At 75.1% G+C, this 23,948-nt stretch carries 25 protein-coding genes, 1 tRNA gene, 1 pseudogene and 1 riboswitch; of the genes and pseudogenes, 13 read left to right on the top strand and 14 right to left on the bottom strand.

Annotated features, from left to right (window positions below):
* The first annotated feature begins 45 nt into the window (after positions 1-45).
* Positions 46-110, top strand: a riboswitch (guanidine-III (ykkC-III) riboswitch).
* On the top strand, positions 89-436 hold the full coding sequence (locus DQ241_RS16340) for a multidrug efflux SMR transporter (RefSeq protein ID WP_255410997.1): 348 nt from the start codon (positions 89-91) through the stop codon (positions 434-436). Its footprint overlaps the riboswitch before it by 22 nt.
* A 48-nt stretch (positions 437-484) precedes the next feature.
* Here the strand turns inward: DQ241_RS16340 and DQ241_RS16335 are convergent, their stop codons facing one another.
* The gene (locus tag DQ241_RS16335) at positions 485-1,450 is read right to left on the bottom strand and encodes a zinc-binding dehydrogenase (RefSeq protein WP_113831272.1); all 966 of its coding nucleotides are present in this window, start codon (positions 1,448-1,450) and stop codon (positions 485-487) included.
* Positions 1,451-1,544: 94 nt separating this feature from the next.
* Here DQ241_RS16335 and DQ241_RS16330 point away from each other — a divergent pair, with 94 nt between their 5' ends.
* The gene (locus tag DQ241_RS16330) at positions 1,545-2,429 is read left to right on the top strand and encodes a class I SAM-dependent methyltransferase (protein ID WP_113831271.1); all 885 of its coding nucleotides are present in this window, start codon (positions 1,545-1,547) and stop codon (positions 2,427-2,429) included.
* Here DQ241_RS16330 and selD read toward each other — a convergent pair.
* Together selD and DQ241_RS16320 are read right to left on the bottom strand one after the other, a co-directional pair.
* Positions 2,419-3,426: a selenide, water dikinase SelD gene (selD, locus tag DQ241_RS16325; RefSeq protein ID WP_113831270.1), complete on the bottom strand. Its 1,008-nt coding sequence runs from the start codon at positions 3,424-3,426 to the stop codon at positions 2,419-2,421. The two genes, DQ241_RS16330 and selD, sit on opposite strands and share 11 nt — an antisense overlap.
* Before the next feature lie 37 nt (positions 3,427-3,463).
* Positions 3,464-4,072, bottom strand: coding sequence for a YafY family protein (locus DQ241_RS16320; protein ID WP_158545950.1), 609 nt, complete (start codon positions 4,070-4,072; stop codon positions 3,464-3,466).
* A gap of 54 nt (positions 4,073-4,126) precedes the next feature.
* On the opposite strand from DQ241_RS16320, the gene DQ241_RS20650 reads away from it, so the two are divergent.
* The 3 genes from DQ241_RS20650 to selB all read left to right on the top strand — a co-directional run bounded on the left by DQ241_RS20650 (position 4,127) and on the right by selB (position 7,328).
* A tRNA-OTHER gene (locus tag DQ241_RS20650) sits at positions 4,127-4,222 on the top strand.
* Between the two features lie 29 nt (positions 4,223-4,251).
* Entirely contained in the window at positions 4,252-5,568 is a 1,317-nt protein-coding gene (selA, locus tag DQ241_RS16315) for an L-seryl-tRNA(Sec) selenium transferase (protein ID WP_113831268.1), read from the top strand.
* Positions 5,565-7,328 (top strand): selenocysteine-specific translation elongation factor, encoded by a 1,764-nt coding sequence (gene selB, locus DQ241_RS16310; RefSeq protein WP_233492502.1) that lies wholly within the window; start codon positions 5,565-5,567, stop codon positions 7,326-7,328. The genes selA and selB overlap by 4 nt, the downstream gene beginning before the upstream one ends.
* Before the next feature lie 3 nt (positions 7,329-7,331).
* Here selB and DQ241_RS16305 read toward each other — a convergent pair whose 3' ends face one another.
* The gene (locus tag DQ241_RS16305; protein ID WP_113831267.1) at positions 7,332-7,634 is read right to left on the bottom strand and encodes a hypothetical protein; all 303 of its coding nucleotides are present in this window, start codon (positions 7,632-7,634) and stop codon (positions 7,332-7,334) included.
* A 59-nt stretch (positions 7,635-7,693) separates the two neighbouring features.
* Between DQ241_RS16305 and DQ241_RS16300 the strand changes: the two genes are divergently transcribed.
* Positions 7,694-8,356 (top strand): TetR family transcriptional regulator, encoded by a 663-nt coding sequence (locus DQ241_RS16300; protein WP_199584637.1) that lies wholly within the window; start codon positions 7,694-7,696, stop codon positions 8,354-8,356.
* On the opposite strand, the gene DQ241_RS16295 is transcribed toward DQ241_RS16300, so the two are convergent.
* Positions 8,347-8,814, bottom strand: coding sequence for a MarR family winged helix-turn-helix transcriptional regulator (locus DQ241_RS16295; RefSeq protein WP_113831265.1), 468 nt, complete (start codon positions 8,812-8,814; stop codon positions 8,347-8,349). The genes DQ241_RS16300 and DQ241_RS16295 overlap by 10 nt on opposite strands.
* 76 nt (positions 8,815-8,890) lie before the next feature.
* Here DQ241_RS16295 and DQ241_RS16290 point away from each other — a divergent pair, with 76 nt between their 5' ends.
* Entirely contained in the window at positions 8,891-9,544 is a 654-nt protein-coding gene (locus DQ241_RS16290) for a maleylpyruvate isomerase family mycothiol-dependent enzyme (RefSeq protein WP_233492501.1), read from the top strand.
* Positions 9,545-9,556: 12 nt separating this feature from the next.
* On the opposite strand, the gene DQ241_RS16285 is transcribed toward DQ241_RS16290, so the two are convergent.
* From DQ241_RS16285 to DQ241_RS16265, 5 genes are read right to left on the bottom strand one after another with little or no spacing between them, the layout of a single operon-like run.
* Positions 9,557-10,267, bottom strand: a complete 711-nt coding sequence (locus tag DQ241_RS16285; RefSeq protein ID WP_113831443.1) for an ABC transporter ATP-binding protein — start codon at positions 10,265-10,267, stop codon at positions 9,557-9,559.
* Positions 10,264-11,193, bottom strand: a complete 930-nt coding sequence (locus DQ241_RS16280; RefSeq protein ID WP_113831263.1) for an ABC transporter permease — start codon at positions 11,191-11,193, stop codon at positions 10,264-10,266. Before DQ241_RS16280 ends, DQ241_RS16285 begins: the two co-directional genes overlap by 4 nt.
* The gene (locus DQ241_RS16275) at positions 11,190-12,209 is read right to left on the bottom strand and encodes an ABC transporter substrate-binding protein (RefSeq protein WP_113831262.1); all 1,020 of its coding nucleotides are present in this window, start codon (positions 12,207-12,209) and stop codon (positions 11,190-11,192) included. The genes DQ241_RS16280 and DQ241_RS16275 overlap by 4 nt, the downstream gene beginning before the upstream one ends.
* Positions 12,210-12,250: 41 nt before the next feature.
* Positions 12,251-12,697 (bottom strand): ferredoxin family protein, encoded by a 447-nt coding sequence (locus tag DQ241_RS16270; RefSeq protein WP_113831261.1) that lies wholly within the window; start codon positions 12,695-12,697, stop codon positions 12,251-12,253.
* Positions 12,694-14,340: an FAD-binding protein gene (locus tag DQ241_RS16265; protein WP_113831260.1), complete on the bottom strand. Its 1,647-nt coding sequence runs from the start codon at positions 14,338-14,340 to the stop codon at positions 12,694-12,696. The genes DQ241_RS16270 and DQ241_RS16265 overlap by 4 nt, the downstream gene beginning before the upstream one ends.
* Before the next feature lie 365 nt (positions 14,341-14,705).
* On the opposite strand from DQ241_RS16265, the gene DQ241_RS16260 reads away from it, so the two are divergent.
* Positions 14,706-15,080, top strand: a complete 375-nt coding sequence (locus DQ241_RS16260; protein WP_113831259.1) for a PH domain-containing protein — start codon at positions 14,706-14,708, stop codon at positions 15,078-15,080.
* Positions 15,081-15,126: 46 nt separating this feature from the next.
* On the opposite strand, the gene DQ241_RS16255 is transcribed toward DQ241_RS16260, so the two are convergent.
* On the bottom strand, positions 15,127-15,906 hold the full coding sequence (locus DQ241_RS16255; protein ID WP_233492500.1) for an enoyl-CoA hydratase-related protein: 780 nt from the start codon (positions 15,904-15,906) through the stop codon (positions 15,127-15,129).
* 40 nt (positions 15,907-15,946) lie between these two features.
* On the opposite strand from DQ241_RS16255, the gene hemW reads away from it, so the two are divergent.
* Both hemW and DQ241_RS16245 read left to right on the top strand, forming a co-directional pair.
* Positions 15,947-17,167 (top strand): radical SAM family heme chaperone HemW, encoded by a 1,221-nt coding sequence (hemW, locus tag DQ241_RS16250; protein ID WP_113831442.1) that lies wholly within the window; start codon positions 15,947-15,949, stop codon positions 17,165-17,167.
* A 374-nt stretch (positions 17,168-17,541) separates the two neighbouring features.
* Positions 17,542-17,847, top strand: coding sequence for a TraR/DksA C4-type zinc finger protein (locus DQ241_RS16245; protein ID WP_113831257.1), 306 nt, complete (start codon positions 17,542-17,544; stop codon positions 17,845-17,847).
* Positions 17,848-17,957: 110 nt separating this feature from the next.
* Here DQ241_RS16245 and DQ241_RS16240 read toward each other — a convergent pair.
* A pseudogene (locus tag DQ241_RS16240) lies at positions 17,958-18,248 on the bottom strand (type II toxin-antitoxin system VapB family antitoxin); the annotation flags it as partial.
* A gap of 212 nt (positions 18,249-18,460) precedes the next feature.
* Here DQ241_RS16240 and hrcA point away from each other — a divergent pair.
* The 3 genes from hrcA to DQ241_RS16225 are packed head-to-tail and all read left to right on the top strand — an operon-like array spanning position 18,461 to position 21,406.
* Complete coding sequence (gene hrcA / locus DQ241_RS16235) at positions 18,461-19,483, top strand: heat-inducible transcriptional repressor HrcA (protein WP_233492499.1); 1,023 nt, start codon at positions 18,461-18,463, stop codon at positions 19,481-19,483.
* A gap of 13 nt (positions 19,484-19,496) precedes the next feature.
* Complete coding sequence (gene dnaJ, locus DQ241_RS16230; RefSeq protein WP_113831254.1) at positions 19,497-20,627, top strand: molecular chaperone DnaJ; 1,131 nt, start codon at positions 19,497-19,499, stop codon at positions 20,625-20,627.
* Positions 20,624-21,406, top strand: a complete 783-nt coding sequence (locus DQ241_RS16225; protein ID WP_113831253.1) for a 16S rRNA (uracil(1498)-N(3))-methyltransferase — start codon at positions 20,624-20,626, stop codon at positions 21,404-21,406. The genes dnaJ and DQ241_RS16225 overlap by 4 nt, the downstream gene beginning before the upstream one ends.
* 108 nt (positions 21,407-21,514) lie before the next feature.
* Here DQ241_RS16225 and DQ241_RS16220 read toward each other — a convergent pair whose 3' ends face one another.
* Both DQ241_RS16220 and DQ241_RS16215 read right to left on the bottom strand, forming a co-directional pair.
* Positions 21,515-21,703: a YbdD/YjiX family protein gene (locus DQ241_RS16220; RefSeq protein WP_113831252.1), complete on the bottom strand. Its 189-nt coding sequence runs from the start codon at positions 21,701-21,703 to the stop codon at positions 21,515-21,517.
* Positions 21,700-23,925, bottom strand: coding sequence for a carbon starvation CstA family protein (locus tag DQ241_RS16215; protein WP_113831251.1), 2,226 nt, complete (start codon positions 23,923-23,925; stop codon positions 21,700-21,702). Before DQ241_RS16215 ends, DQ241_RS16220 begins: the two co-directional genes overlap by 4 nt.
* Between the last annotated feature and the right edge of the window lie 23 nt (positions 23,926-23,948).

Below are 23,948 nucleotides of genomic sequence, written 5' to 3'. Positions count from 1 at the left end.
TCCGCGACCTCGCGGGCCTCGCTGGTGACCGTGTGCCATGGTGGAGGCGAGCCGTCCTCCGGCTCCCGGACGAGGGGTGCCGTACCCGGTGTGCGACAAGACGGCGCCGGAGGAGTACGCCATGTCGTGGATCGTGCTGGTCGTGTCCGGGGTGCTCGAGGCGGTCTGGGCTGCCGCGCTCGACCGGTCCGAGGGGTTCAGCCGGCTCTGGCCGTCGGTGCTCTTCGCCGTCGCCCTGGTGCTGAGCATGGGCGGGCTGGCCTACGCCATGCGGGAACTGCCGCTGGGCACCGCCTACGCCGTCTGGGTCGGCATCGGCGCCGTCCTCACCGTCGTCTACGCGATGGTCACCGGCGCGGAACCGGTCTCGCTGGTGCGGCTGCTGCTGCTCGCCGGGATCGTCGGCTGCGTCGTCGGCCTCAAGGTCGTCCACTGACGAAGGATCCCGTCCTCCTCACCCTTCGCACGCTCAGGGCGGGCACGGCTACAGGGTGAAGACGATCTTCCCGTTCGTGCGCCCCTCGAGCATCCGCTCGAAGCCCTCGCGCGCCTGCGCCAGCGGCAGCTCGACGTCGATCTGCGGGCGCACGCCGGTGACCCGGCACATCTGGATGAGCGCCTCGAGCTCGGGCTTCGTGCCCATCGTCGAGCCGATCACCGACAGCTGGGTGAAGAACACCCGGTTCAGCTCGGCGCCCGGGTTGAAGCCGGTGGTGGCGCCGGAGGTGACGATCACGCCGCCGGGCTTGAGCGACTTGATGCTGTGGCTCCAGGTCGCGTCGCCGACGGTCTCCATGACGCCGTCCACCCGCTCGGGCAGCCGGGCACCGGACTCGAACGCCTGCTCGGCACCCAGGGCGAGCGCGGCCGCCCGCTTCTCCTCGGTGCGCCCGGTGACCCAGATCCGGTAGCCGGCGGCCCGCCCCAGCACGACGAGCGCGGTCGCGACGCCGCCGCTGGCGCCCTGCACCAGCACCGTCTGCCCCGGGCGCAGCCCCGACTTCACGAACAGCATCCGGTAGGCGGTGAGCCAGGCCGTGGGCAGGCAGGCGGCCTCGGCGAAGGACAGCTCGGGCGGCTTGGGCAGCAGGTTGCGCCGGGGGACGGCGACCTTCTCCGCCATCGAGCCCTGGTGCACCTCCGACAGCAGCGAGCGCTTGGGGTCGAGCGTCTCGTCACCGGTCCAGTCGGGGCTGGAGATCACCCCGTGGACGACGACCTCGTTGCCGTCCTCGTCGATCCCGGCGGCGTCGGTGCCCAGGATCATCGGCATCCGCTCCTGGGGGAGGCCGATGCCGCGCAGGCTGAACAGGTCGTGGTGGTTGAGCGACACCGCCTTCACCTGGATCGTCGTCCAGCCGTCGGGCGCCTCCGGCTCCGGGCGCTCGCCGATCTCCAGCACGGAGAGCGGGTCCTTCGGGGCGGGCGTCGAGACGAAGGCAGCGAGCATGTCCGGACGCTAACCGAGCAGCCGACCAGCGGCGACGTCGGGCCGCGCACGCAGGGCTGGGCGACCGGCCCGGGAGCGGGGACGATCCCGGTGCATGACCGACCCTGCGCCGGCGCGGGCACCGCTCGTCGCCGAGGCCAACGCCGACCAGTTCCGCGCCTGGAACGGCGACGACGTCCGGGGCTGGGTCGTCAACGCCGATCGGTACGAGGCGGCGAGCGCGCGGTTCGACCCGTGGCTGCTGCGCGCGGCGGGGATCCGCCCCGGTGACCGGGTGCTGGACGTGGGCTCCGGCGCGGGCGTCTCCACTGTCGCCGCCGCCCGGTTCGCGGAGCACGGGCACGTGACCGCCCTCGACATCTCCGGCCCGCTGCTGGAGGCGGCCCGCCGGCGCGCCGAGCACGCCGGGCTGGCCAACGTGACCTTCGTGCAGGGCGACGCGCAGGTGCACCGCTTCGCGCCCGCGTCGTTCGACGTCGTCCTCAGCCGCTTCGGGGTGATGTTCTTCGCCGACCCGCGTGCCGCCTTCGCCAACCTGGCGTCGGCGCTGCGGGAGGGCGGACGCCTGGCGCTGCTCGTCTGGCAGGAGCTCGCCCGGAACGAGTGGCTCGGCGTCCTGTTCGACACGCTCGCCGCCGGCCGTCCGCTGCCGGCTCCTGCGCCGGGCGCCCCGGGGCCGTTCGGGCTGGCCGACCCGGGCACCGTCCGGGGCGTGCTCACCGCGGCGGGGTTCACCGACGTCGACCTCGCGGACGTGCGCGAACCGGAGCGCCTGGGGGCCGACGTCGACGACGCCTACGCGTTCATGACCTCGCTCGGGCCGACCCAGGGGCTGCTGGCCGGGCTCGACGAGGCCGCGCGCACGGCCGCGCTGCAGCGGCTCCGGGACCGGCTGGCCGACCGCGCGGGACCGGACGGGGTGCTCGTCGGCGCCGCCGCCTGGCTGGTGACGGCGCGCCGCCCAGCCGTCAGCGGATGACGACGACGGCGTCCTGGCGCGGGACGAACTCGCCGATCACCGGGGCGCCGGGCACCTCGCCGCCGAGCAGCAGACCGCCCGAGGTCTGCGCGTCGGCCAGCAGCAGCGCCTCGTCCCCGGAGACGGCGGACAGGTCGGCGTGCGGGCGCACCCAGTCGAGGTTGCGTCGCGTGCCGCCCGAGACAAAGCCCTCGGCGAGGGCCCCCCGGGCGCCGGCCAGGTAGGGCACGGCGGAGGCGTCGACCACGGCGGTGACCCCGCTGGCGCGGGCCATCTTGTAGAGGTGGCCGAGCAGGCCGAAACCGGTGACGTCGGTGCCCGCCCGGATGCCGGCGTCGACCGCGGCCCGGCCGGCGTCGCGGTTCAGCGCGGTCATGGAGGCGACGGCTTCCTCCGACACCTCGCCGGTCGCCTTCATCCGGCTGTTGAGCACGCCCACGCCGAGCGGCTTGGTCAGGCTCAGCGCCGTCCCGGCCACCGCGGCGGAGTTGGTGATGATGCGGTCGACGTCGACCACGCCCGTGACCGCCATGCCGTACTTGGGCTCGGGGTCGTCGATCGAGTGGCCGCCGCCGACGTGGCAGCCGGCCTCCTGGGCCACCTCCAGCCCGCCCCGCAGCACCTCGGCCGCGAGCTCGGCGGGCAGCACGTCCCGCGGCCAGCCGAGCAGGTTGACCGCGACGACGGGGGTGCCGCCCATCGCGTAGACGTCGGACAGCGCGTTGGCGGCGGCGATCCGGCCGAAGGTGTAGGCGTCGTCGACCACGGGCGTGAAGAAGTCGGTGGTGAGCACGAGGCCCTGGCCGCCTGGCAGGCGCACCACCGCCGCGTCGTCGCCGTCGTCCAGCCCGACGACCAGCTCGGCGTTCGGCGCCGCGGGTCCCGTCGCGGTGAGCCCGGCGACCACCGACTCCAGCTCGCCGGGTGGGATCTTGCAGGCGCAGCCGCCGCCGTGGGCGTACTGGGTCAGGCGGGTGCGAGCAGGCGCGGTGGTCACGCGTCGACGGTAGCTGCGGACCGCGGAGCACCAGGGATCAGGAGCGGCCTCCGGGCAGCACCCGCAGGCGCGGGGTCGCCGGCGCAGCCTGCGCAGTCGGCGTCTCGTCGGCGGGGGACCGGCGGCGCAGCGCCCGCCCGGCCGGGTGGCTGGACGACGGCGGGGCCCCGACCGCCGCGAGGTCGCGCTTCGCGGCCGGCTCGGAGGTGAGCTCCGCGGCCTCGATCCGGTCCTCCCGGAACCAGCGCAGCGCCTCGCGCTCGCGGCACCAGGCGACGAGGAACCAGTGCTCCCCGGTGCGGGCCAGCAGCTGCGGCTCGACGGCACGGCGCGAGGCGCGGCCCTGCCCGTCGCGGTAGCGCAGCACCAGCACGCGGCCCTGCGTGACGCCCCGCTCCAGCACCTGCCGCACCTCGCCCGACCGCTCCGCCTCGGCGGCCACCCACAGGCTCGTGGCCAGCAGGTGTGCGCGCCGGCGCGGATCGGGCTCCAGCGCGTCGAGCACCTTCTCCAGCGCCCCCCGGCCGGCATCGGCGTAGGGACCGTCGGGACGGGCGGCGAGGGCGACCGCGACGGCGGCCGCCTCCTCGGGGGAGAGGGAGACCGGCGGCAGCGTCGCGGGGGTGCGGGGCTCGGTTCGGGTCACGGCGGGGATGCTGGCACCGGGCACCGACAATTCCGGGCACGTACGCTGCGACGCGGAGGCGTCAGGGTGTCTGGTGGCCCCCGCGGCCTCTAAAGCCGACGTGACCGAGCAGCTCGGTCAGGCGGGTTCGATTCCCGTCCGCCTCCGCCAATCCTCCCCCGCACATACGCTGCGGGGCGATGAGCACCGATCCGCGCCGACGGGTGCCCCGCACCGACGCCCTGCTGGCCGAGCCCCGGCTCGCTGCCGCGGCCGAGCGGCTGGGTCGGAGCCTGGTGAAGGACGCCGTCCTGCGGGTGCAGCAGCAGGTGCGCGACGGGCAGCTCGGCCCCGAGGACGCCGCCGACGCGGCGCTCGCGGCGCTGCCCGAGCGGGCGAGCAGCCTCCAGCCGGTGCTCAACGCGACCGGCGTCCTGGTGCACACGAACCTGGGCCGCGCCCCGCTGTCCGCGGCCGCCGTCGAGGCGATCGCCGCGGCGGCCGGCACCACCGACGTCGAGCTCGACCTGGGCACCGGCCGTCGGGGTCCGCGAGGCGAGGGGGCGGTCGGCGCCCTGCTGGAGCGCGTCCCGGCGGCCGAGGCGGCGATCGTGGTGAACAACTGCGCCGCCGCGCTGGCCCTGGTGGCCACGGCCCTCGGTCAGGGGCGGGAGCTGGTCCTCGCCCGCGGGGAGCTGGTCGAGATCGGCGACGGCTTCCGGATCCCCGAGCTGCTCGCCGCCACCGGGGCGCGCCTGCGCGAGGTCGGCACGACCAACCGCGTGACAGTCGACGACTACCGCGACGCGCTGCACGACGAGACCGGTGCGGTGCTCAAGGTCCACCCGTCGAACTTCGTCGTCCGCGGCTTCACCCGAGAGGTGCCCGTGCACGAGCTGGCCCTGGCGCTGCGGGGCAGCCGGGTGCCCCTGGTCGCCGACGTGGGGTCCGGCCTGCTGGCGCCGCACCCGCTGCTGCCCGACGAGCCCGACCTCCAGTCCACGCTGGCCGGCGGTGCCGACCTCGTCCTCGCCAGCGGCGACAAGCTGCTGGGCGGGCCGCAGGCCGGGCTGGTGCTCGGTCGCGCGGAGCTCGTGCAGCGGCTGCGCCGGCACCCGCTCTACCGGGCGCTGCGCGTGGACAAGACGACCCTGGCCGCGCTCGAGGCGACGCTGCGCGGGCCGCGCCCGCCGGTCGCGGAGATGCTGGCCGCCGACGTCGGCACGCTCCGCGGGCGGGCCCGGGCGCTCGCCGCCCGGCTGGCCGACGCCGGCGTGCCCGCCGAGGCCGTCGACTCGCAGGCCCGGGTCGGCGGGGGAGGAGCGCCCGAGCACCCGCTCCCCAGCGCCGCCGTCGCCCTCCCGGCCGCCTTCGCCGAGCCGCTGCGCCGGGGCCCACGCCCGGTCGTGGGCCACGTCGACGACGACCGGACCCTGCTCGACCTGCGCAGCGTGCCGCCGGCCGCCGACGACGACCTGGCCGATGCGGTGCTGGAGGTGGCCCGCCGGTGGACGTGACCGCCGGTCCCCGGATGGATGTCCTGGCCACCGCCGGGCACGTCGACCACGGCAAGTCGGCCCTGGTCCGCGCGCTCACCGGCATGGAGCCCGACCGCTGGGCGGAGGAGCGCCGGCGCGGGCTCACCATCGACCTCGGGTTCGCCTGGACCGAGCTGCCGTCGGGCCGCACCGTCGCCGTGGTCGACGTCCCGGGGCACGAGCGGTTCGTCGGCAACATGCTGGCGGGGGTCGGCCCGGTCCCCGCCGTGCTGCTCGTGGTCGCCGCCGACGACGGCTGGTCGGCGCAGACCGCCGAGCACGTGGCGGTGCTCGACGCGCTGGGGGTGCGGCACGCACTGCTGGCGGTGACCAAGGCCGACCTGGTCGACCCCGCACCGGTGCTGGCCGACGTGCGCGAGCGGCTGCGCGCGACCTCCCTGGGCGACGTGCCGGGCGTCGCGGTCAGCGCCGTGACCGGGCAGGGACTGCCTGAGCTCACCGGGGCCCTGGAGCAGCTGCTCGCCGGGCTGCCCGCGCCCGATGCGGCCGCCCCGGTCCGGCTCTGGATCGACCGCGCGTTCACCATCAAGGGCGCCGGCACCGTCGTCACCGGCACCCTCGCCGGCGGCAGGGTGCTGCCGGGCGACCGGCTGCTGCTGGGCGGGCGCGAGGTCACCGTCCGGGGTGTCCAGTCGCTGGGCCGCCCGGTCGAGCGGGCGACCGCGACCGCGCGGGTGGCGCTGAACCTGCGCGGCGTCGCCGTCGACGAGCTCTCCCGCGGCGACGCGCTCCTCACCCCGGGGGCCTTCCGGGCCACCGCCGAGGTCGACGTGACCCTCCGCGGGGTGCCGGAGGGCCGGCTCCCCGAGGAGCCCGTGGTGCACGTCGGCTCCGCCACCGTGGGTGCCCGGCTCCGGCAGCTGGACGGCGCCGCCGTGCGGCTGCGGCTGGCCGCCCCGCTGCCGCTGCGGGTGGGGGACCGGCTGCTGCTGCGCGACCCCGGTGCCCGCCGGGTGCTCGGCGCCGACGTGCGCGACGTCGCCCCGCCCGAGCTCCGGCGGCGGGGCGCCGCCCGTCAGCGGGCCGCCGAGCTGACCGCGCAGGGGGAGGGGGCCGCCGGTGCCGCCGCGGACCTCGCCCGCCGGCGGATCGTGCGTGCCGCGGAGTTCGCCGCCATGGGCTGGCCGGTGCCCGCGGGCGCGGCCGTGCACGGTCCGTGGCTCCTCGCGGCCGGCCTCGCCGACGAGCTGGCGGGCCGCATCCCCGACGTCGTCGTGCGGTACCGGCGGCTGCGGCCGCTGGAGGCCGGGCCCCCGGTCGAGGTGGTCCGCCGCGCGCTGGAGCTGCCCGACGCCGAGCTGGTCGCGCCGCTGGTCCGCCCGCCGCTGGAGTTGCGCGACGGCCGGGTGGTCGACGGCGACGCCGCCCTGCCCCCGGCGGTGGCCGCCGCGGTCGAGCGGATCCGGGAGCGCCTGGCTGCCGACCCGTTCGCCGCCCCGGAGGCCCCGGACCTGGCCGGTGCGGGTCTCGGTCCGCGCGAGCTGGCCGCCGCGGTGCGCAGCGGCCGGCTGGTGCGGATCGCGGAGGCGGTCTACCTGGCGCCGGGGGTCGAGGGTGCCGCCCGCGAGCGGCTCGCCGCCCTGCCGCAGCCGTTCACGCTCAGCCAGGCGCGGCAGGCGTGGGGCACCAGCCGGCGGGTCGCCGTCCCGCTCATGGAGTGGCTCGACGCCCGTGGCGTCACGGCGAAGCTGCCGGACGCCTCGCGCCGGTTGCGCTGACCGTCAGGCCCGTGCCCCGGCGACGGCGCCCCTGACGTCCACCACGTCCAGCAGGTCGCGCGTGGGTTCGACCGGAGGCCGAGCCCCGCCGAACGCGGCGTCCACCGCCGGGTGGATCCGCTCCTCGAAGGCACGGTCGCACTGCTCCTCGCTCTCCCAGACGTCGATGTAGCGCAGCCCTCCGGTGGGCAGCTGCACGCAGAGGTGCAGCAGCAGCCCGTCCATGGGGGCGTCGCCCAGCAGGCCGGTGATGCGGCCGTAGAACTCGGCGTCGATGGGGAGGTCCTGCGTCCAGGCGTACACCATGACGGTCTCCTGAAATCGATCCGAACTGGCTTCGGATGGATTCTGCTAGCGTTCTCCGCGTGCCGGACGACGTCAAGGCTTCTCGTCGGTACGTCTCCGCCGTGCGGGCGGAGCAGGCTGCCGCCACCCGTTCTGCCGTCCTGTCGGCCGCGCGCGAGCTGTTCGCCGAGCGCGGTTACGCAGCCACCTCGATCGCGGCGATCGCGGCACGGGCCGGCGTCGCGGTCGACACCGTCTACGCGGCGGCGGGGCGCAAGCCGGAGCTGTTGCGCGAGCTCGTGGAGACGAGCCTGTCCGGTACCGATCGGGCGGTGCCCGGACCGCAGAGGGACTACGTGGTGCGCATGCGCGCTGCCCGGTCCGCGCGCGAGAAGCTGACGATCTACGCCGCTGCCGTGGCTGACATCGGCGTGCGCCTGGCCCCGATCCACCGTGCGCTGGCGGAGGCGGCCGTCAGCGATCGCGACTGCGCGGCGCTGCGGGCGGAGATCGATGCTCGGCGAGCGGCCAACATGCGGATGCTCGCCGCCGACCTGCGCGCCACCGGGGAGCTCCGCACGGACCTCCGCGACGACGAGGTCGCCGACATCGTGTGGAGCATGAACGCACCCGAGTACCGCGCGCTGCTCGTGAGCGCCCGCGGCTGGTCGCCCGAACGTTTCCGCGAGTGGCTCGCCGATGCCTGGATGCGGCTCCTGCTGCGCGGGCCGGGTCAGCGGTAGGGGTCGGTGATCTCCCGCAGCGCGGTGAGGGCGCCGCGGAGCTGCTGCCACCGCCGGTCGCCCAGGTGCGCCCGCCACTCGGCCTCCACGTCGGCGACGACAGCCGCTGCCACGGGCTGCGCGGCGCGGCCGCGGTCGGCCAGCCGGACCAGGCGGGCGCGCGCGTCGGTGGGGTCGGGCGTCCGGCGCACGTAGCCGGTGCGCTCCAGCTGGTCGACGAGGTGGCTGGCGGTCTGCTTGGTGACCTGCGCGGCCTCGGCGAGCTCGGTGAGGCGGGTCCCGTCCGGGCCGATGCGCTGCATCACCCGGGCCTGGGCCAGCGTGAAGTCGTCGAAGCCGGCCGCGGCGAGGGCCCGGAAGACCCGGTCCTCCAGCGCCCGGTGGGCGATGAACAGCAGCAGGCCGGTGTTCAGCTCGGCGGGAGCGGGAGCGGGAGCGGGAGCGGGGTCGGCGGGCACGGGCCTCCTTCTTGACCGAGGTTCGAGCTTCGAACTACTTTGGTTCGATCATCGTACTAGCTCGCAGGAGCCCGCCATGGGACCGCAGCCGACCCGCAGGATGGACGCCGACGCCGTCTGGACCACGATCGACCGGGAGCGCCTGGAGCTCGCCGATCTGCTGGACGGGCTGACCGACGAGGAGTGGGAGCGCCCGTCGCTGTGCGCGGGGTGGCGGGTCCGCGACGTGGTCGCGCACCTCGCGCTCGCGCACACGGGCCCGGCCCGGGCGGCGGTCGACCTCGCCCGTGCCCGCGGCAGCCTCCCGCGGATGATCCACGACACCGCCGTCCGGCACGCCGAGCTGCCGCCGGCCGCGCTGGTCGCGCAGATCCGGGCGATGGCCGGTTCCCGGCGCACCGCGCCGGGCGTCAGCCACCTCGAGCCGCTGCTCGACGTGCTGGTGCACGGCCAGGACATCGCGCTGCCGCTGGGCCGGTCCCGTCCTATGCCGGTCGACGCCGCGGCGACCGCGGCGACCCGGGTGTGGACGATGCCGTGGCCGATGGCGACCACCTTCTCCGCCCGGCGCCGGTTGCGCGGGCTGCGCCTGACCGCCACGGACGCCGACTGGGCGGCCGGGGACGGCGAACCGGTCGAGGGGCCGATCGAGGCCCTGCTGCTGCTCCTGACCGGGCGCACGGCGGCGCTCGACCGGCTCACCGGAGCCGGGGCCGCCCGCCTGCGCTGACGGCCCCGGCGCTCAGGCGGCGACTGGCACCCCCAGCTCGGCGAGCAGCCGGCCGCGCAGCGCGGTGAACGCCGGGTGGTCCCGGCGCCGGGCCGCGGGGTCGTCGATCCGCACGTCCAGGCCCATCCGGCCGTCGGTGAGCACCACGATCCGGTCGGCCAGCAGGATCGCCTCCTCGACGTCGTGGGTGACCAGCAGGACCGCCGGCCGGTGCCGCCGGCAGAGCTCGGCCACCAGGCCCTGCGTGGTCAGCCGGGTGAGCGCGTCCAGGGCGGCGAACGGCTCGTCGAGCAGCAGCAGCTCCGGCTCCCGGACCAGCGCCCGGGCCAGGGCCACCCGCTGGGCCTCGCCGCCGGACAGCGTCGAGGGCCACGCCCCGGCGTGCGCCTCCAGCCCCACCTCGGCCAGGGCGGCGCGGGCGGCGTCCCTGCGCGCGGCGGTCGGCCGCTGGCCGAGCAGCACGTTGCCCAGCACGCGGGTGGACTCGATCAGCCGCGGTTCCTGGAAGACCGCGGTGCGCCGGTCGGGCACCAGGGCCGCTCCGGCGTCGAGCTGCTCGAGCCCGAGCAGCACCCGCAGCAGCGTCGTCTTCCCCGAGCCGCTGCGCCCGAGCAGCGCCACGAACTCGCCCGCGGCGATGTCCAGGTCGACGCCGGCCAGGACCGGCCGGCCGCCGAACGACTTCTCCGCGCCGCTGATCCGCACCGCGAGGGGGCCGCTCACCGGGCACCCGCCCGGGTGCGCGCGTGGGTGCGCCGCCACGGCATGAGCAGGTGCTCGAGCAGCCGCACCAGCAGATCGGCCAGCAGGCCCCACAGCGCGTAGACCAGGATGCAGACGACCATCACGTCGGTCTGGAAGAACGCCATCGCCGAGGTCATCAGGTAGCCGATGCCCTGCGTGGTGTTGATCTGCTCGGCGAAGATCAGGCCCAGCAGCGACACCCCGAGCGCGACCCGGAGCCCGACCAGCAGGCCCGGCAGCGCCGCCGGGACGACGACCCGCCGCACCAGCGCCAGCCGGGACAGCCCGAAGACCCGCGCGGCCTCCAGCGACCTCCGGTCCACCGACCGCACGCCGGCGTAGGTGTTCAGGTACAGCGGGAACGCCGTGGCGACGGCGATCAGCACCACCTTCGGCGTCTCGCCGATGCCGAACCAGACGATGAACAGCGGGCCCAGCGCCAGGAACGGGATGGTGCGCAGCATCTGCAGCGTCGGGTCGAGCAGCTCCTCGCCCAGCTTCGCGAACCCGGTGAGGACGCCGAGCGACAGCCCGATCGTGCCGCCGATCAGCAGCCCGGTGGCTGCCCGCTGCAGCGACGCCGACAGGTTGTCCCAGAGCACACCCGAGCCGGCGAGGTCGGCGAACGTCGTCCACACCTGGCCGGGGGCGGCGAGGACCTGCGGCCGGACCCAGCCGCCCGGCCGGGTGGCCCACCACCACAGGACCACCAGGGCGATCGGCAGCAGCACCCGCAGGACGAGCTGCACGAGCCGGGGCCGTGCGGTGGGCAGGACGGCCGTCGGGGGCTGGAGGCCCGCCGCCTCCGGGGCCGCGGCGACCACGAGCGACCCGTCCTGGACGACGGCCGCCGTCGGGTCCGGGACGACGGCGGAGGACGGGCTGGGGCCGGTGGTGAGCGTCATCGGACGACCCACTCGGCCACGTCGAAGGGCTCCTTCGCCAGCCCCTGCTCGACGAGGAACTCCTGCGCCTCCTCGAGGGAGGCGATGTCCTCGTCGGACGCCGGCTCCTGCGGGTCGACGAGGACCGTGGTGTCCCGGACGACGTCCACCGGGTAGCCGAGGGTCTCCGACACCCAGGCGTAGTAGGCCTCGGGGTCGGCCTGGATCTTGTCCAGCCCGAGCCGGTACAGCTCCCACCACGCGTCCGGCAGCTCGGGGTGCTCGGCCAGGAAGTCCTCGTTCACGAGGGTGACCAGTGCCGACCGGTAGTCCGGGTGCGACTCCTCCGCCTTGTCGATCACCTGGACGCCGCCCTTCTGCGCCCACAGCCCGACGCTGGCCGCCGGTGCGGCGTAGGCGTCGATCGAGCCGCCGGTCAGCGCCCCGTAGCCGTCGGCCACCAGGAGGTTGACCAGCTGCACCTCGTCGGTGAGGCCCTCCTCCCCGAGCGCGGTGCGCAGGTAGCGGTCGAAGTTCGAGCCGAACTGGACCCCGACGGTCGCTCCGGCGAGGTCGGCGATGCTGGTCGGGCCGCCCTCGCGCCCGGCGATCCAGGTGCCGCCCGGGCTGCTGAGCACGACCAGCGCCCGGTTCTGCTGGCCGGCGGCCCGCGACAGAAGGGCCGGGGACTCGCCGATGGCGGCGAGCTGCAGGGAACCGGAGGCCAGCGCCTGCGCCGCGGGCGGGCCGTTCTCGAACGCGGCGAACTCCGTGTAGCGGAAGCCGTGCTCCGCGAGCAGGTCCTGCGCGCCGTCGTCGGCCAGCGCGTAGCCGATCACCCCCTGAGGCGTGGACGACAGGCCGTTGGCCGAGGTCGCCGGTGCCCCCAGCACCAGGTCGACCAGTGCACCGTCGGCGTCGGATCCGGTGCCGGCGTCGGCAGATCCGGCGCAGCCGGTCAGCACCGCGGTCAGGCCGACGGCGGTGACGAGGGAGAGCAGGCGGCGGTGCCGCCGGCGGGGCAGGGGCGCGGGCATGGCAGGTCCTTCCGAGGTGGGTCGTGCGAGCGGAGGGGAGGTCAGCGGTCGGCGTCGGGGAACGCGACCGGGAGGGAGCCGGGGTCCACGGCGGACCCCGGTGCGGCGTAGACGCCGGGCGGGGGCGTCGGGATGAGCAGCAGCCGGGTGCGGCCCTGGGCGCCGACCCACTGGGTGTCGGCGCGCGAGGCGAAGGCGGTGCGGCCCGGCCCCCAGCCCTCGAGCTCCCGGTAGCGGCCGAACAGGCCGGCCGCCGCGACGTGCTCCGGATCGCGCAGCGGGGAGCCCGCGGGTTCGGGCGCGGCGCTCGGGGAGACGAACAGCGCGTCCGCCGGGCAGTTGAGCTCGCACAGCGAACAGGTCTGGCACTCGTCCTGGCGGGCGATGACCGGGACCTCGCCCACCTCGCCGCGGAAGACGTCGGTCGGGCACACCCGCACGCAGATGCCGCAGCCGGTGCAGCGGTCGGCGTCGACGATCTCGATCACGACGCCACCTCCAGCGAGGTGGGGGAGGTGCGACCGGGGGCGGCGAGCGCGGCCCACGGGAGGGAGTCGTCGCCGATCGGCGCGACCGCGGTCCAGATCTCGTCGAGGCCGCCCGTGCGCAGCCGGTGCCGCTGCGCCGGATCGGTCGCCGGGAAGTCGGTGCGGACGTGCATGCCCCGGCTCTCGGTGCGGGCCAGCGCGCTGCGGTCGGCCCACCGCGCCATGGCGATCAGAGCCGCGGTCTCGCGGGCGTGCCGCACCTCGCGGCCCACGCCGCGCAGGGCGTCGCGGGCGTCGGCCCACAGCTCGTCGAGGGTTCCGAGCGCGGCGCGCAGCTGCGGGCCGCTGCGGACGGCGTTGCGCTCGACCGGCAGCATCTCCGCCTGCACGAGGGTCAGCAGCCCGCGCCAGTCGTCGGGCGCCCCCGGTCGGCCCTGCGGTCGCAGCCCCGCACCCCCGGCCGGGCGGGCCGGCCCCGTCCGGGCGGCCGCGGCCGCCCACCGGCTGGCCGCCCGCCCGGCCCACGTGCCGCTGGCGACGGTCCACGCGGCGTTCGGGGAGCCGGCGCCGGAGGTGCCGCCCACGAGGGCGTCGCGGGCCGCGACGTCACCGGCGGCGTAGAGCCCCGGCACGCCGGTCCAGCAGTCGCGGTCGACCAGCAGGCCGCCGGTGCCGCGGACCGTGCCCTCGAGGATGAAGTCGATCGGGAAGCGCTGGGTGAACGGGTCCACGCCGAGCTTCTCGAAGGCGACGTTCCAGTTGACCATCGCCTTCCGGACGGTCGGGAGCCGGTCGGCCGGGACCCGGTCGATGACCGCGTAGAGCTGCCCGCCGTGCCGCAGCGCGGCGTGGGCGAGTTGCACCGTGCTCTGGAAGTAGATGCCCTCCACCGGGGTGCCGTCCGCGTAGGAGAACGAGGCCATCCCGTAGAAGCCGTTCTTGTCCATCGTCGCGCCGGCCGGCACCAGCCCGTAGTAGTTCGAGAACTCCATGCCCGACAGCTGCGCCCCGACCTCGGCGGCCATGAGCGCGCCGTCGCCGGTGACCACGTTGCCGCCCAGCGAGTTGCTCTTCCAGGTGCACCCGCCGGTGGCCAGGACGACGGCGCCGGCCCGCACCGACCAGGGCTCGCCGGTGCTGCGGGAGATGCCCGCCGCCCCGACGACGGCGCCGTCGTCGTCGGTCAGCAGCTCGAGGGCCGGGCTGTGGTCGAACAGCCGCGCGCCGGAGCGCTTGGCCTGCCGCCGGAGCGTGCGGAGGTACTCGGGGCCGGAGCTCGTGGCGAGGATCGGCTCGCCGTCCTCGCCGCGGGCGAACGGGTAGCGCCAGCCGACGAGCTCCGGAAGGCGGTGCCAGGTCTCGTCGATGACCTCGGCCATGAGTCGCCGGTCGCTGAGGTACCCGCCCTGCGCCCACTTGTCGGCGATCGCCCGGGCGCGGATCGCGGGGTCGGGCGGCAGGAACCAGTGGCCGATGCCGGAGGAGGCGGCGACACCGCTGGTGCCGCACCAGCCCTTGTCGGCGACGACGACGGAGGAGCCCTCGGCGCGGGCGGTGATGGCCGTCCAGGCGGCGGCGGGGCCGCCACCGAGGACCAGCACGTCGGCGGTGGTGGAGACAGCGGGGGACTGCGGGCGGGGCACGGGGCGTCCTCGGGGAGCAGGCCGCGGCACCCGGCGGTGCCGGGGCGGCGGGGAGGGTGCACCCGGCGCGCCGGCGGACCCGGAACGGGTCTAGGCGGGCGACGACGAGCGCGATGACGAACCGGAGGCGGTCGTCATCGACAGGCGGCGCTCACGATCCGGAGCAGGTCGACGTGCCGGCGGCGGATGAGAGGCGTCGACAGGACGGCGGCTCCGCGCACGACCGGCACCTCCTCTCCACACTAACCCGACCAACTTGGTAGAGATTGACACTCGCACCTGCCGCTCGTCAAGCAGCGTCCCGCCGGGGGCGCGAGCGGCGTGTGCCACCCGGGGGCGGCCCGGTCCCCGCCTACCGTGCGCCGGTGATCGATTCCTCCAACGGTTCCGTCTTCAAGCTCAGCGTCGCCAACCCCCAGGACATCGGCCCCGCCGTGGCGCCGCTGCTCATCCACGGCGAGCAGATCGTGGCCTGCTTCAAGGCCGTGCGCGACTTCGTCGTCTTCACCGACAAGCGGCTCATCGCCGTCAACGTCCAGGGCGTGACGGGGAAGAAGCGCGACTTCACCTCGCTGCCGTACAGCAAGGTGCAGGCGTTCTCCGTCGAGACCGCCGGCACGTTCGACATGGATGCCGAGCTCGATCTGTGGTTCAGCGGGCTCGGCAAGGTGCGCCTGGAGTTCAAGGGGAACGCCGACATCCGCTACCTCGGCCAGATGATCGCCACGTACGTCCTCTGATCAGGTCGGTCCCTGCCCACCCCGGTGGGCAGGGACCGCTTCCGCCTCAGTCCTCGGTGGGCACCCAGCGGGCGGGGCGCTTCTCGCGGAACGCCGCGATGCCCTCCTGGCCCTCCTCGCCGGCGAAGAACCGGGCGGAGAGGTCGAGCAGCTCGTCGAACGGGAGCGCGCCCTGCCGGGCGCGCAGCAGCCGCTTGGTCTCGGCCAGCGCCGTGGGCGCCCCGGCGGTGAGGTGCACCAGCTGGGCGCGGAGCTCGCCGTCGACGTCCGCGTCGGGGACGACGACGTCGACCAGCCCGCCCGCCGAGGCGACGTCGGCGTCGAACACCTGCCCGTTGAGCATCAGCCGGTGCGCCACGTGCGGCACCATCCGCGGGAGCACGACCGCCGAGATCACCGCCGGCACGAGGCCCAGCCGCACCTCGGAGAAGGCGAAGGTCGCCGACGCGCCGGCGACGACGACGTCGCAGGCCGCGGCCAGCCCCACCCCGCCCGCGCGTGCCGGCCCGCGCACGACACCCACCACGGGCTTGGGGGCGGACCAGACCAGCTCCAGCAGCTCGGGGAGCTCCCGCACGCCCTGCTCGTCGGAACTCCCGCCGGCGGCCTCGGAGAGGTCCATGCCCGAGCAGAAGACCCGGCCGGTGTGGTCGATGACGACGACCCGCACCGCGTCGTCGGAGAGCGCGGCGGTGAGCGCCTCCCGCAGCTGCGCCCGCATCGCCCGGGACAGCGCGTTGCGGTTGGCAGGGGAGTCGAGGGTGAGGGTCGCGACGCCGCGCGCCACCTCCACCTGGAGCACTCGGTCGGAGGTCACGTCCCGCATCCTGCCGGTCGACGGCCCGCACGCGGCACACTGGGAGCAGATGAACACCGTCCTGCCGCTGGTCGAGCGCGCCGTGCCGCCGCTCGGGCTCCCGGAGAGCGCGCGCGAGGGGATCGCCCGCACGCCGTTCGGGCTCTACGTGCACGTGCCCTTCTGCGCCACCCGCTGCGGCTACTGCGACTTCAACACCTACACCTCCGACGAGCTCGGTCCCGGCGCCAACCGCGCCGAGTACGCCGGCACCGCGATCGCCGAGCTGCACCGCGCCGCGCGCGAGCTGGGACCGGACCTGCCGACCGTGTCCACCGTGTTCGTCGGCGGTGGCACCCCGACGCTGCTCCCGGCGGCCGACCTGGCCGCGGTCCTCGGCACGATCCGCGAGCTGTTCCCGGTGGCTGACGACGTCGAGGTGACCACCGAGGCCAACCCGGAGACGGTCGACCGCAGCTACCTCGAGCAGCTGCGCGGGGCCGGCTTCACCCGGGTCAGCCTCGGCATGCAGTCCGCCGCCGAGCACGTCCTCGCCGTCCTCGACCGGCGGCACACCCCCGGCCGCGCCGTGCAGGCCGCCCGCGACGCCCGCGCCGCCGGATTCGAGCACGTCAACCTGGACCTGATCTACGGCACGCCGGGGGAGACCGACGCCGACTGGGCCGCCTCCCTCGAAGCCGTCCTGGCCTCGCCGGTCGACCACGTCAGCGCCTACGCCCTGATCGTCGAGGAGGGCACCCGGCTGGCCCGGCGGATCGGCCGCGGCGAGCTGCCCATGCCGGACGACGACGTCCTCGCCGACCGCTACGAGCAGGCCGACGCGACGCTCCGGCGAGCCGGCTTCGACTGGTACGAGGTGTCGAACTGGGCGACGTCGGACGCCGCCCGCTGCCGCCACAACGAGCTCTACTGGGCCAACGCCAACTGGTGGGGGATCGGACCGGGCGCGCACAGCCACGTCGGCGGCCTGCGGTGGTGGAACGTCAAGCACCCGGCCGCCTACGCCGACCGGCTCGCCACCGGGCAGAGCCCGCACGCCGAGGCCGAGGTCCTCGACGAGGACGACCGCGCGCTGGAGACGGTGATGCTCGGCCTGCGGCTGCGTGACGGGCTCCCGCTGACCGCCCTCTCGGACAGCGGGCGGGTCCGCGCCGCGACCGCCGTCGACCGGGGGCTGCTCTCCGCGGACGCGTACGGTCGGGGGCTCGCCGTCCTCACCGATCGGGGTCGGCTCCTGGCAGACGCGGTCGTCCGGGACCTGACCGACTGACCCGGTTCACTCCGAAGAGCGAGATTTCCGGCACGGTTCTGGGCTATGGTCCCGGTTCCGGCAACCGGCCGGTCCGGTGGAGGAGGTGGTCAGCAGTGGGTGCACGCACGTCCCGCTCGGCCGTCGGCTTCCCGCCAGGCCATCCGCCGGTAGCCGCGGTGCCCGCCCTCAGCGGCGGCATGCTGCTCGCCCTGGCGATGAACCGTCGCGCCCGAGGCCTCCGCGGTCTCGACGTACTCCGACGCAGCCAGGACCGGGCCCCGCCGCAGGCCGCCTGACCCGCACCCGGGTCACGCCCCGCCCGTCCTGACGCGCTCCGCCTGGTGCCGCGTCCCTTCCTGCTTTCCCGAGAGCTCTCGTCCGAGGAGGACCTCATGTCCAGCACGCTCGACACCACCGCCCGCGCCGACTGGAGCGGCATCCGCGCCCAGCTCGAGGCCCAGCGCGCCGAAGCCGTCCAGCAGCGCGAGGAGGCCCTCGCCGAGTGCGCCACCTCGGTGCCCGACCCGGTCGCCCAGCGCCGCAGCGCCGACCTGCAGCGCACCATCGAGGAGATCGACGCCGCGCTGGCCCGCATCGAGGCCGGTACCTACGGGGTGTGCGCCGGCTGCGGCACGGCCATCCCCGAGGAGCGGCTGGAGCTGCGTCCGATGGCCCGCTCCTGCGTGGCGTGCAGCTGACCGCCTGATCGGCGGGCGGTCGGCCCCCGTGGCGCTCAGGTGCGGCGGGGGACCGGCGGCTGGGCCGGGATCGCGGCGGTGGACGGCCCGGTCGAGGCCGGGCTGAGCGCGTCGAGGTCGAGCACCCGCACGTGGATGACGTTGCGCTGCTGCAGGGCCGCGCGCAGCGCCCGGTGCAGACCGTCCTCCAGGTACAGCTCGCCCTGCCACTGGACGGCGTGCGGGAAGAGGTCGCCGTAGAAGGTGGAGTCGTCGGCGAGGAGGGCGTCGAGCGCCAGCTCCTTCTTCGTCGTCGTCAGCGTGTCCATGCGCACCTGGCGCGGCGGGATCATCGCCCAGTCGCGGGTGGACAGACCGTGATCGGGATACGGGCGGCCGTCACGAACACCTTTGAAGATCAGTGCTCCGACCTCCGCTCTCTTCCTAGGCGCGAGCCCCCGTCCGGCCTACCCTAGCCGCCTCGCCGAGGGCGCGCCGCCGTCCTGCCACGGGCTGCGCGACGGGGTTCCCGCGTGCTCGCGGAGCGGGAAGGGGAGGGCCTCGGTCGAGTATGCTGGGTTGGCACTCTGCCGTTGCGAGTGCCAGCACGTCGACCGGTACGGGGAGGTGTCTCGTGGCGCACGACGAACGCCGCCTGGAGGTGCTCCGGGCCATCGTCCAGGACTACGTCTCCACCAACGACCCGGTGGGGAGCAAGGCCCTCGCCGAGCGGCACGACCTCGGCGTCTCCCCGGCCACCATCCGCAACGACATGGCCGTGCTGGAGGAGCAGGGGTACATCACCCAGCCGCACACCAGCGCCGGTCGGGTGCCCACCGACAAGGGCTACCGGCTCTTCGTCGACCGGCTCTCGGCGGTCAAGCCGCTGTCCACCGCGGAGAAGCGGGCGATCGAGCGGTTCCTCGACGGCGCGGTCGACCTGCACGACGTCCTCGGCCGGACGGTGCGGTTGCTCGCCCAGCTCACCCGTCAGGTCGCCGTCGTCCAGTACCCGACGCTCTCGCGCAGCGCCGTCCGCCACCTCGAGGTCGTCCAGGTGGCCTCGACACGGTTGATGCTGGTGCTCATCACCGACACCGGCCGGGTGGAGCAGCGGGTCGTCGACACCCCGGTCGACGTCGACGCCACCGCCGTCGCCGAGCTGCGCACGCTGCTCAACTCCGCCTTCGGCGGGGTGAAGCTCGCCGAGGCCGGCGACCAGGTGCCCGACCTGCTGGAGACCGCGCCCGCGCACCTGCGCGGGCTGGTCGCCACGGTGAGCTCGACCCTGCTGGAGATCCTGGTCGAGCCCAGCGAGGACCGGCTGCTCATCGGCGGGACCGCCAACCTGGCCCGCGGCAACGCGCTGGACTTCCACGGGACCGTCCGGCCGCTGCTGGAGGCGCTGGAAGAACAGGTGGTCGTGCTGCGGTTGATGAGCGAGGTGGACTCCGGCACCGTCCTCGTGCGCATCGGCGAGGAGAACGCGCACGAGCAGCTCACCGGCGCGTCGCTGGTGACCGTCGGGTACGGCGCGGGGGACCGCGCCCTCGGTGGCCTCGGTGTCGTCGGTCCCACCCGCATGGACTACCCCACGAACATGGCCGCGGTCCGCGCCGTGGCCCGCTACGTCGGCCACCTGCTGGCCGAGAGCTGAGGACTCGAACCACATGCCCACCGACTACTACGGCGTCCTCGGGCTCGCCCAGGGCGCGTCCGACGGTGACATCAAGAAGGCCTACCGGCGGCTGGCCCGGGACCTGCACCCCGACGTCAACCCCGACCCCGAGGCCAAGGAGCGCTTCCAGGAGGTCACCCGCGCCTACGAGGCGCTGACCGACCCGGAGAAGCGCCGGATCGTCGACCTCGGCGGCGACCCGTTCGACAGCGGCGCGGGCGGGGGTGCCGGCTTCGGCGGCGCGGGCTTCGGCGGGCTGGGCGACATCATGGACGCCTTCTTCGGCGGCGCGGCCACCCGCGGCCCGCGCAGCCGCACCCGGGCCGGGCGCGACGCGCTCATCCCGATCGAGCTGGACCTGGACGAGTCGGTGTTCGGGACGGTCAAGGACCTCACCGTCGACACCGCCGTCCTCTGCGACACGTGCGCCGGCGCCGGCACCGCCCCGGGCACGCACGCCACCACCTGCACGACCTGCTCGGGTCGGGGTGAGGTGCAGAGCGTCCAGCGCGGGTTCCTCGGCCAGGTGGTCTCCACCCGCACCTGCCCGACGTGCTCCGGCACCGGCCAGGTCATCCCCGAGCCGTGCCCCAAGTGCGCCGGTGACGGCCGGGTGCGCGCCCGCCGCACGATCCAGGTGAAGGTGCCGGCCGGCGTCGAGGACGGCATGCGGATCCGGCTCACCGGCCAGGGCGAGGTCGGCCCCGGCGGCGGCCCGGCCGGCGACCTCTACGTCGAGGTGCACGAGCGGCCGCACGACGTCTTCACCCGCGACGGCGAGGACCTGCACTGCCGGGTCACCCTGCCGATGACCGCCGCGGCGCTGGGCACCACGCTGAACCTCAAGACGCTGGACGGCGACGAGGACCTCGACATCAAGCCGGGGACCCAGTCCGGCAGCGTGATCACGCTGCGCGCGCACGGCGCCCCCCGGCTGCGGGCCACCGGCCGCGGCAACCTGCTCGTGCACGTCGACGTCGTGACGCCGACGAAGCTCGACGCCGAGCAGGAGAAGCTGCTGCGCGAGCTGGCCGCGCTGCGCGGCGAGGACCGCCCCGACTCGCACCGCGAGGCCCAGGGCGGGCTCTTCTCCCGGGTCCGCGACGCGTTCAACGGGCGGTGAGCGAGGTGCCGGCGGCCGACGCGGCCGTGCCCGGGCTCGACGGGGCGCCGCTGTTCCTCCTCGACGAGCTGCCCGAGGGCCTCGCCGAGGGCGGCGAGCTGATGGTGGACGGCGCCGAGGGCCGGCACGCCGTCGACGTGCTGCGGCTCGAGGCCGGCGAGCTGGTCCGCGTCGGGAACGGCCGGGGCGCCGTCGCCGAGGGGGAGGTCGCCTCCTCCGGGTCCGCCGGGCTGCGCGTGGCGGTCCGCGCGGTGTTCGACGTCCCCGCTCCGGAGCCGGAGTTCGTGCTCGTGCAGGCGCTGCCCAAGGGCGACCACGGGCCGCTGGCCGTGGACCTGGCCACCGAGCTCGGCGTCGACCGGATCGTGCCCTGGACCGCGGCCCGGTGCGTGACCCGGTGGCGGGAGGACCGCATCGCGAAGGGCGTGGCCAAGTGGCGGGCCGCAGCGCGGGCGGCGAGCAAGCAGTCGCGCCGGCCGCGGGTCCCGGAGGTCACCGAGCCGATGTCCACCCGCGAGGTGTGCGGGCTGCTGGGCGAGGCCGACGCCGCGATCGTGCTGCACGAGCAGGCGCGGCTGCCGATGGCCGGGCTCACCGTCCCTGAGCAGGGCACCGTCGTGGTCGTCGTCGGTCCGGAGGGCGGGATCACCGACGGCGAGGTCGTGGCCTTCCGCGCCGCCGGTGCCGAGCCGGTGCGGCTGGGCGCCGAGGTGCTGCGGACGTCGACCGCCGGCGCCGCCGCGCTGGCTGCGCTGTCCGCCCGCACCCGCTGGAGCTGAGACATCGCGGTCCTCCGGACCGCACCACGGTCACGAGCCTCCCTGTGCGACGAGTGCGTCAGCGGTCCGTGCCGGGAACCCTCCGGGCCCCGCGCCACGGACCGCAGCTCAGCAGCAGCGGCTGACCGGGTTGGCCTCCAGCGCGTCGGACCGGCGGCGCTCGAACTCCCGCCGGCTCATCGGCTCGTGCCCGTGCTCCGCGCAGTGCGCGAGGTAGCGGTCCCACCGCGCCTCGCCGGTGAACTCGCGCAGGTACCAGCGCACGCCGCGCCAGGCGCGGGTCAGCGCGGCGGTCACTTCTCCTCCGCCTCGGTGCGCCCGGCGCCGGCACCGACCAGCCGCCGCTGCTCGGCCATCGCCGCCTTCTCCTCCGCGGTCGGGAAGAAGCCGGCCGGCTCCACGAGCTTCGAGGGAACGGCCGGCTCCTCCGTCGTCGGCAGCTCGCCACGGGCGCGGATCGCCCGGGCGATCACCACGAGGGCGTTGACCGCGACGACGATCACCAGCACGGCGAACGTCGCCTGGAGGATCCCGTTCAGCGTGGAGTTGAAGATGACCTGGTCCATCTGGCCCTGGTCCTTGGCCGGGGCGAGCAGCTCGCCGGCGGCCTGCGCGTCGGCGTAGCGCTGCCGCTGGGCGAAGTAGCCCACCGCCGGGTCGCCCGAGAAGACCTTCTGCCAGCTCGCGGTCATCGTGACCACGAGGTCCCACACCAGCGGGACGGCGGTCACCCACGCGTACCGCAGCCGGCCGTGCTTGATCAGCAGCACCGTCACCAGCGTCAGCGCGATCGCGGCGAGCAGCTGGTTGGCGATGCCGAACAGCGGGAACAGCTGGTTGACCCCGCCGAGCGGGTCGGTGACGCCGACGTAGAGGACGTAGCCCCACAACCCGACGACGACGGCGCTGGCGATGATGTTGCCCGGCCGCCACGACAGGTCGCCGAACTTCTTCCAGACGTTGCCGATCGTGTCCTGCAGCATGAACCGGCCGACGCGGGTGCCGGCGTCGACGGCGGTCAGGATGAACAGCGCCTCGAACATGATCGCGAAGTGGTACCAGAACGCCTGCAGGTTGCCCCCGAAGGCGTTGTGGAAGATCTCCGAGATGCCGACGGCGAGCGTGGGTGCCCCGCCGGTCCGCGAGATCAGGCTGGGTTCCTGCACCGCGGCCGCGGCGGCCGCGAGGTCATCGGCGGAGGTGGGGAAGCCGAGCCCGGCCACGAACGTCGCCGCCGACCCGGGGTCGCCCCCGGTGGCGCCGGCCGGGGCGTTCATCGCGAAGTAGAGGCCCTGGTCGATGACGCAGGCGGCGATCAGCGCGCTGATGGCGACGAAGGACTCCATCAGCATGCCGCCGTAGCCGATCAGCCGGACCTGGCTCTCCTTGGCCACCATCTTCGGCGTCGTCCCGGAGGAGATGAGCGCGTGGAAGCCCGACAGCGCACCGCAGGCGATGGTGATGAACACGAACGGGAACAGCGATCCGGCGAACACCGGCCCGGTCCCCTCGCGGGCGAAGTCGGTGATGGCGTCGGCCTGCAGCACCGGGCGGGCCACGACCAGCCCGATGGCGAGCAGCACGATGACGCCGATCTTCATGAAGGTCGACAGGTAGTCGCGCGGCGTGAGCAGCAGCCACACCGGCAGCACCGAGGCGACGAAGCCGTAGACCACCAGGGCGAGGACCAGCCACTCGCGCGACAGGGTCAGCGCGTCACCCAGGCCGGTGTCGTCGATCCAGCCACCACCGATGATGGCCAGCAGGAGCAGGGCGACGCCGATGCCGGTCGCCTCCAGCACCCTGCCCGGGCGCAGCACCCGCAGGTAGATCCCCATGAACAGCGCGATCGGGATGGTCAGCGCGATGGAGAAGACGCCCCACGGTGACTCGGCCAGGGCGTTGACCACGATCAGCGCCAGCACCGCCAGTATGATGATCATGATCGCGAAGACTGCGATCAGCGCCGCGATGCCCCCGACGACGCCGATCTCCTCGCGGACCATCTGGCCGAGGCTCTTGCCGTTGCGGCGCATCGAGAAGAACAGCACCGTCAGGTCCTGCACGGCGCCGGCGAAGATGACGCCGACGATGATCCAGATCGTGCCGGGCAGGTAGCCCATCTGGGCGGCGAGCACCGGTCCGACCAGCGGGCCCGCGCCCGCGATCGCGGCGAAGTGGTGCCCGAAGAGGACCCGCCGGTCGGTGACGTCGTAGTCGATCCCGTTGTCCAGCCGCTCGGCCGGGGTGGCGCGCCGGTCGTCGGCGCGGAGCACCTTCGTGACGATGAACTTCGCGTAGAAACGGTAGGCGATCGCGTAGGAGCACAGCGCCGCGAACAGGATCCACAGCGCCGACACGCTCTCGCCGCGGGCCAGCGCCAGCACCGTCCAGCAGACCGCGCCGACGGCCGCGACCAGGACCCAGATCGCGATCTGCGCCGGTGTCATCCGGCGGCGCGTCTCCGGCGCGGGCGAGTGCCCGCTCGCCGAGCTACCCGTGGTGACCGTTCCGGACATGACGCCCTCCGTCCCGGCGCCGG

Source organism: Blastococcus sp. TF02A-30 (assembly GCF_003319185.1).
Classification (GTDB): Bacteria; Actinomycetota; Actinomycetes; order Mycobacteriales; family Geodermatophilaceae; genus Blastococcus.
This window is presented reverse-complemented; position numbering and strand designations above follow the sequence as displayed.

What these genes read in the sequence shown, in the direction of transcription:
- DQ241_RS16335 (WP_113831272.1), bottom strand. Translation starts at nt 1,450, where the DNA reads ATGCTCGCTGCCTTCGTCTCGACGCCCGCCCCGAAGGACCCGCTCTCC.
- DQ241_RS16330 (WP_113831271.1), top strand. Translation starts at nt 1,545, where the DNA reads ATGACCGACCCTGCGCCGGCGCGGGCACCGCTCGTCGCCGAGGCCAAC.
- selA (WP_113831268.1), top strand. Translation starts at nt 4,252, where the DNA reads ATGAGCACCGATCCGCGCCGACGGGTGCCCCGCACCGACGCCCTGCTG.
- DQ241_RS16305 (WP_113831267.1), bottom strand. Translation starts at nt 7,634, where the DNA reads ATGGTGTACGCCTGGACGCAGGACCTCCCCATCGACGCCGAGTTCTAC.
- DQ241_RS16290 (WP_233492501.1), top strand. Translation starts at nt 8,891, where the DNA reads ATGGGACCGCAGCCGACCCGCAGGATGGACGCCGACGCCGTCTGGACC.
- DQ241_RS16280 (WP_113831263.1), bottom strand. Translation starts at nt 11,193, where the DNA reads ATGACGCTCACCACCGGCCCCAGCCCGTCCTCCGCCGTCGTCCCGGAC.
- DQ241_RS16275 (WP_113831262.1), bottom strand. Translation starts at nt 12,209, where the DNA reads ATGCCCGCGCCCCTGCCCCGCCGGCGGCACCGCCGCCTGCTCTCCCTC.
- DQ241_RS16255 (WP_233492500.1), bottom strand. Translation starts at nt 15,906, where the DNA reads ATGCGGGACGTGACCTCCGACCGAGTGCTCCAGGTGGAGGTGGCGCGC.
- hemW (WP_113831442.1), top strand. Translation starts at nt 15,947, where the DNA reads ATGAACACCGTCCTGCCGCTGGTCGAGCGCGCCGTGCCGCCGCTCGGG.
- DQ241_RS16245 (WP_113831257.1), top strand. Translation starts at nt 17,542, where the DNA reads ATGTCCAGCACGCTCGACACCACCGCCCGCGCCGACTGGAGCGGCATC.
- dnaJ (WP_113831254.1), top strand. Translation starts at nt 19,497, where the DNA reads ATGCCCACCGACTACTACGGCGTCCTCGGGCTCGCCCAGGGCGCGTCC.
- DQ241_RS16215 (WP_113831251.1), bottom strand. Translation starts at nt 23,925, where the DNA reads ATGTCCGGAACGGTCACCACGGGTAGCTCGGCGAGCGGGCACTCGCCC.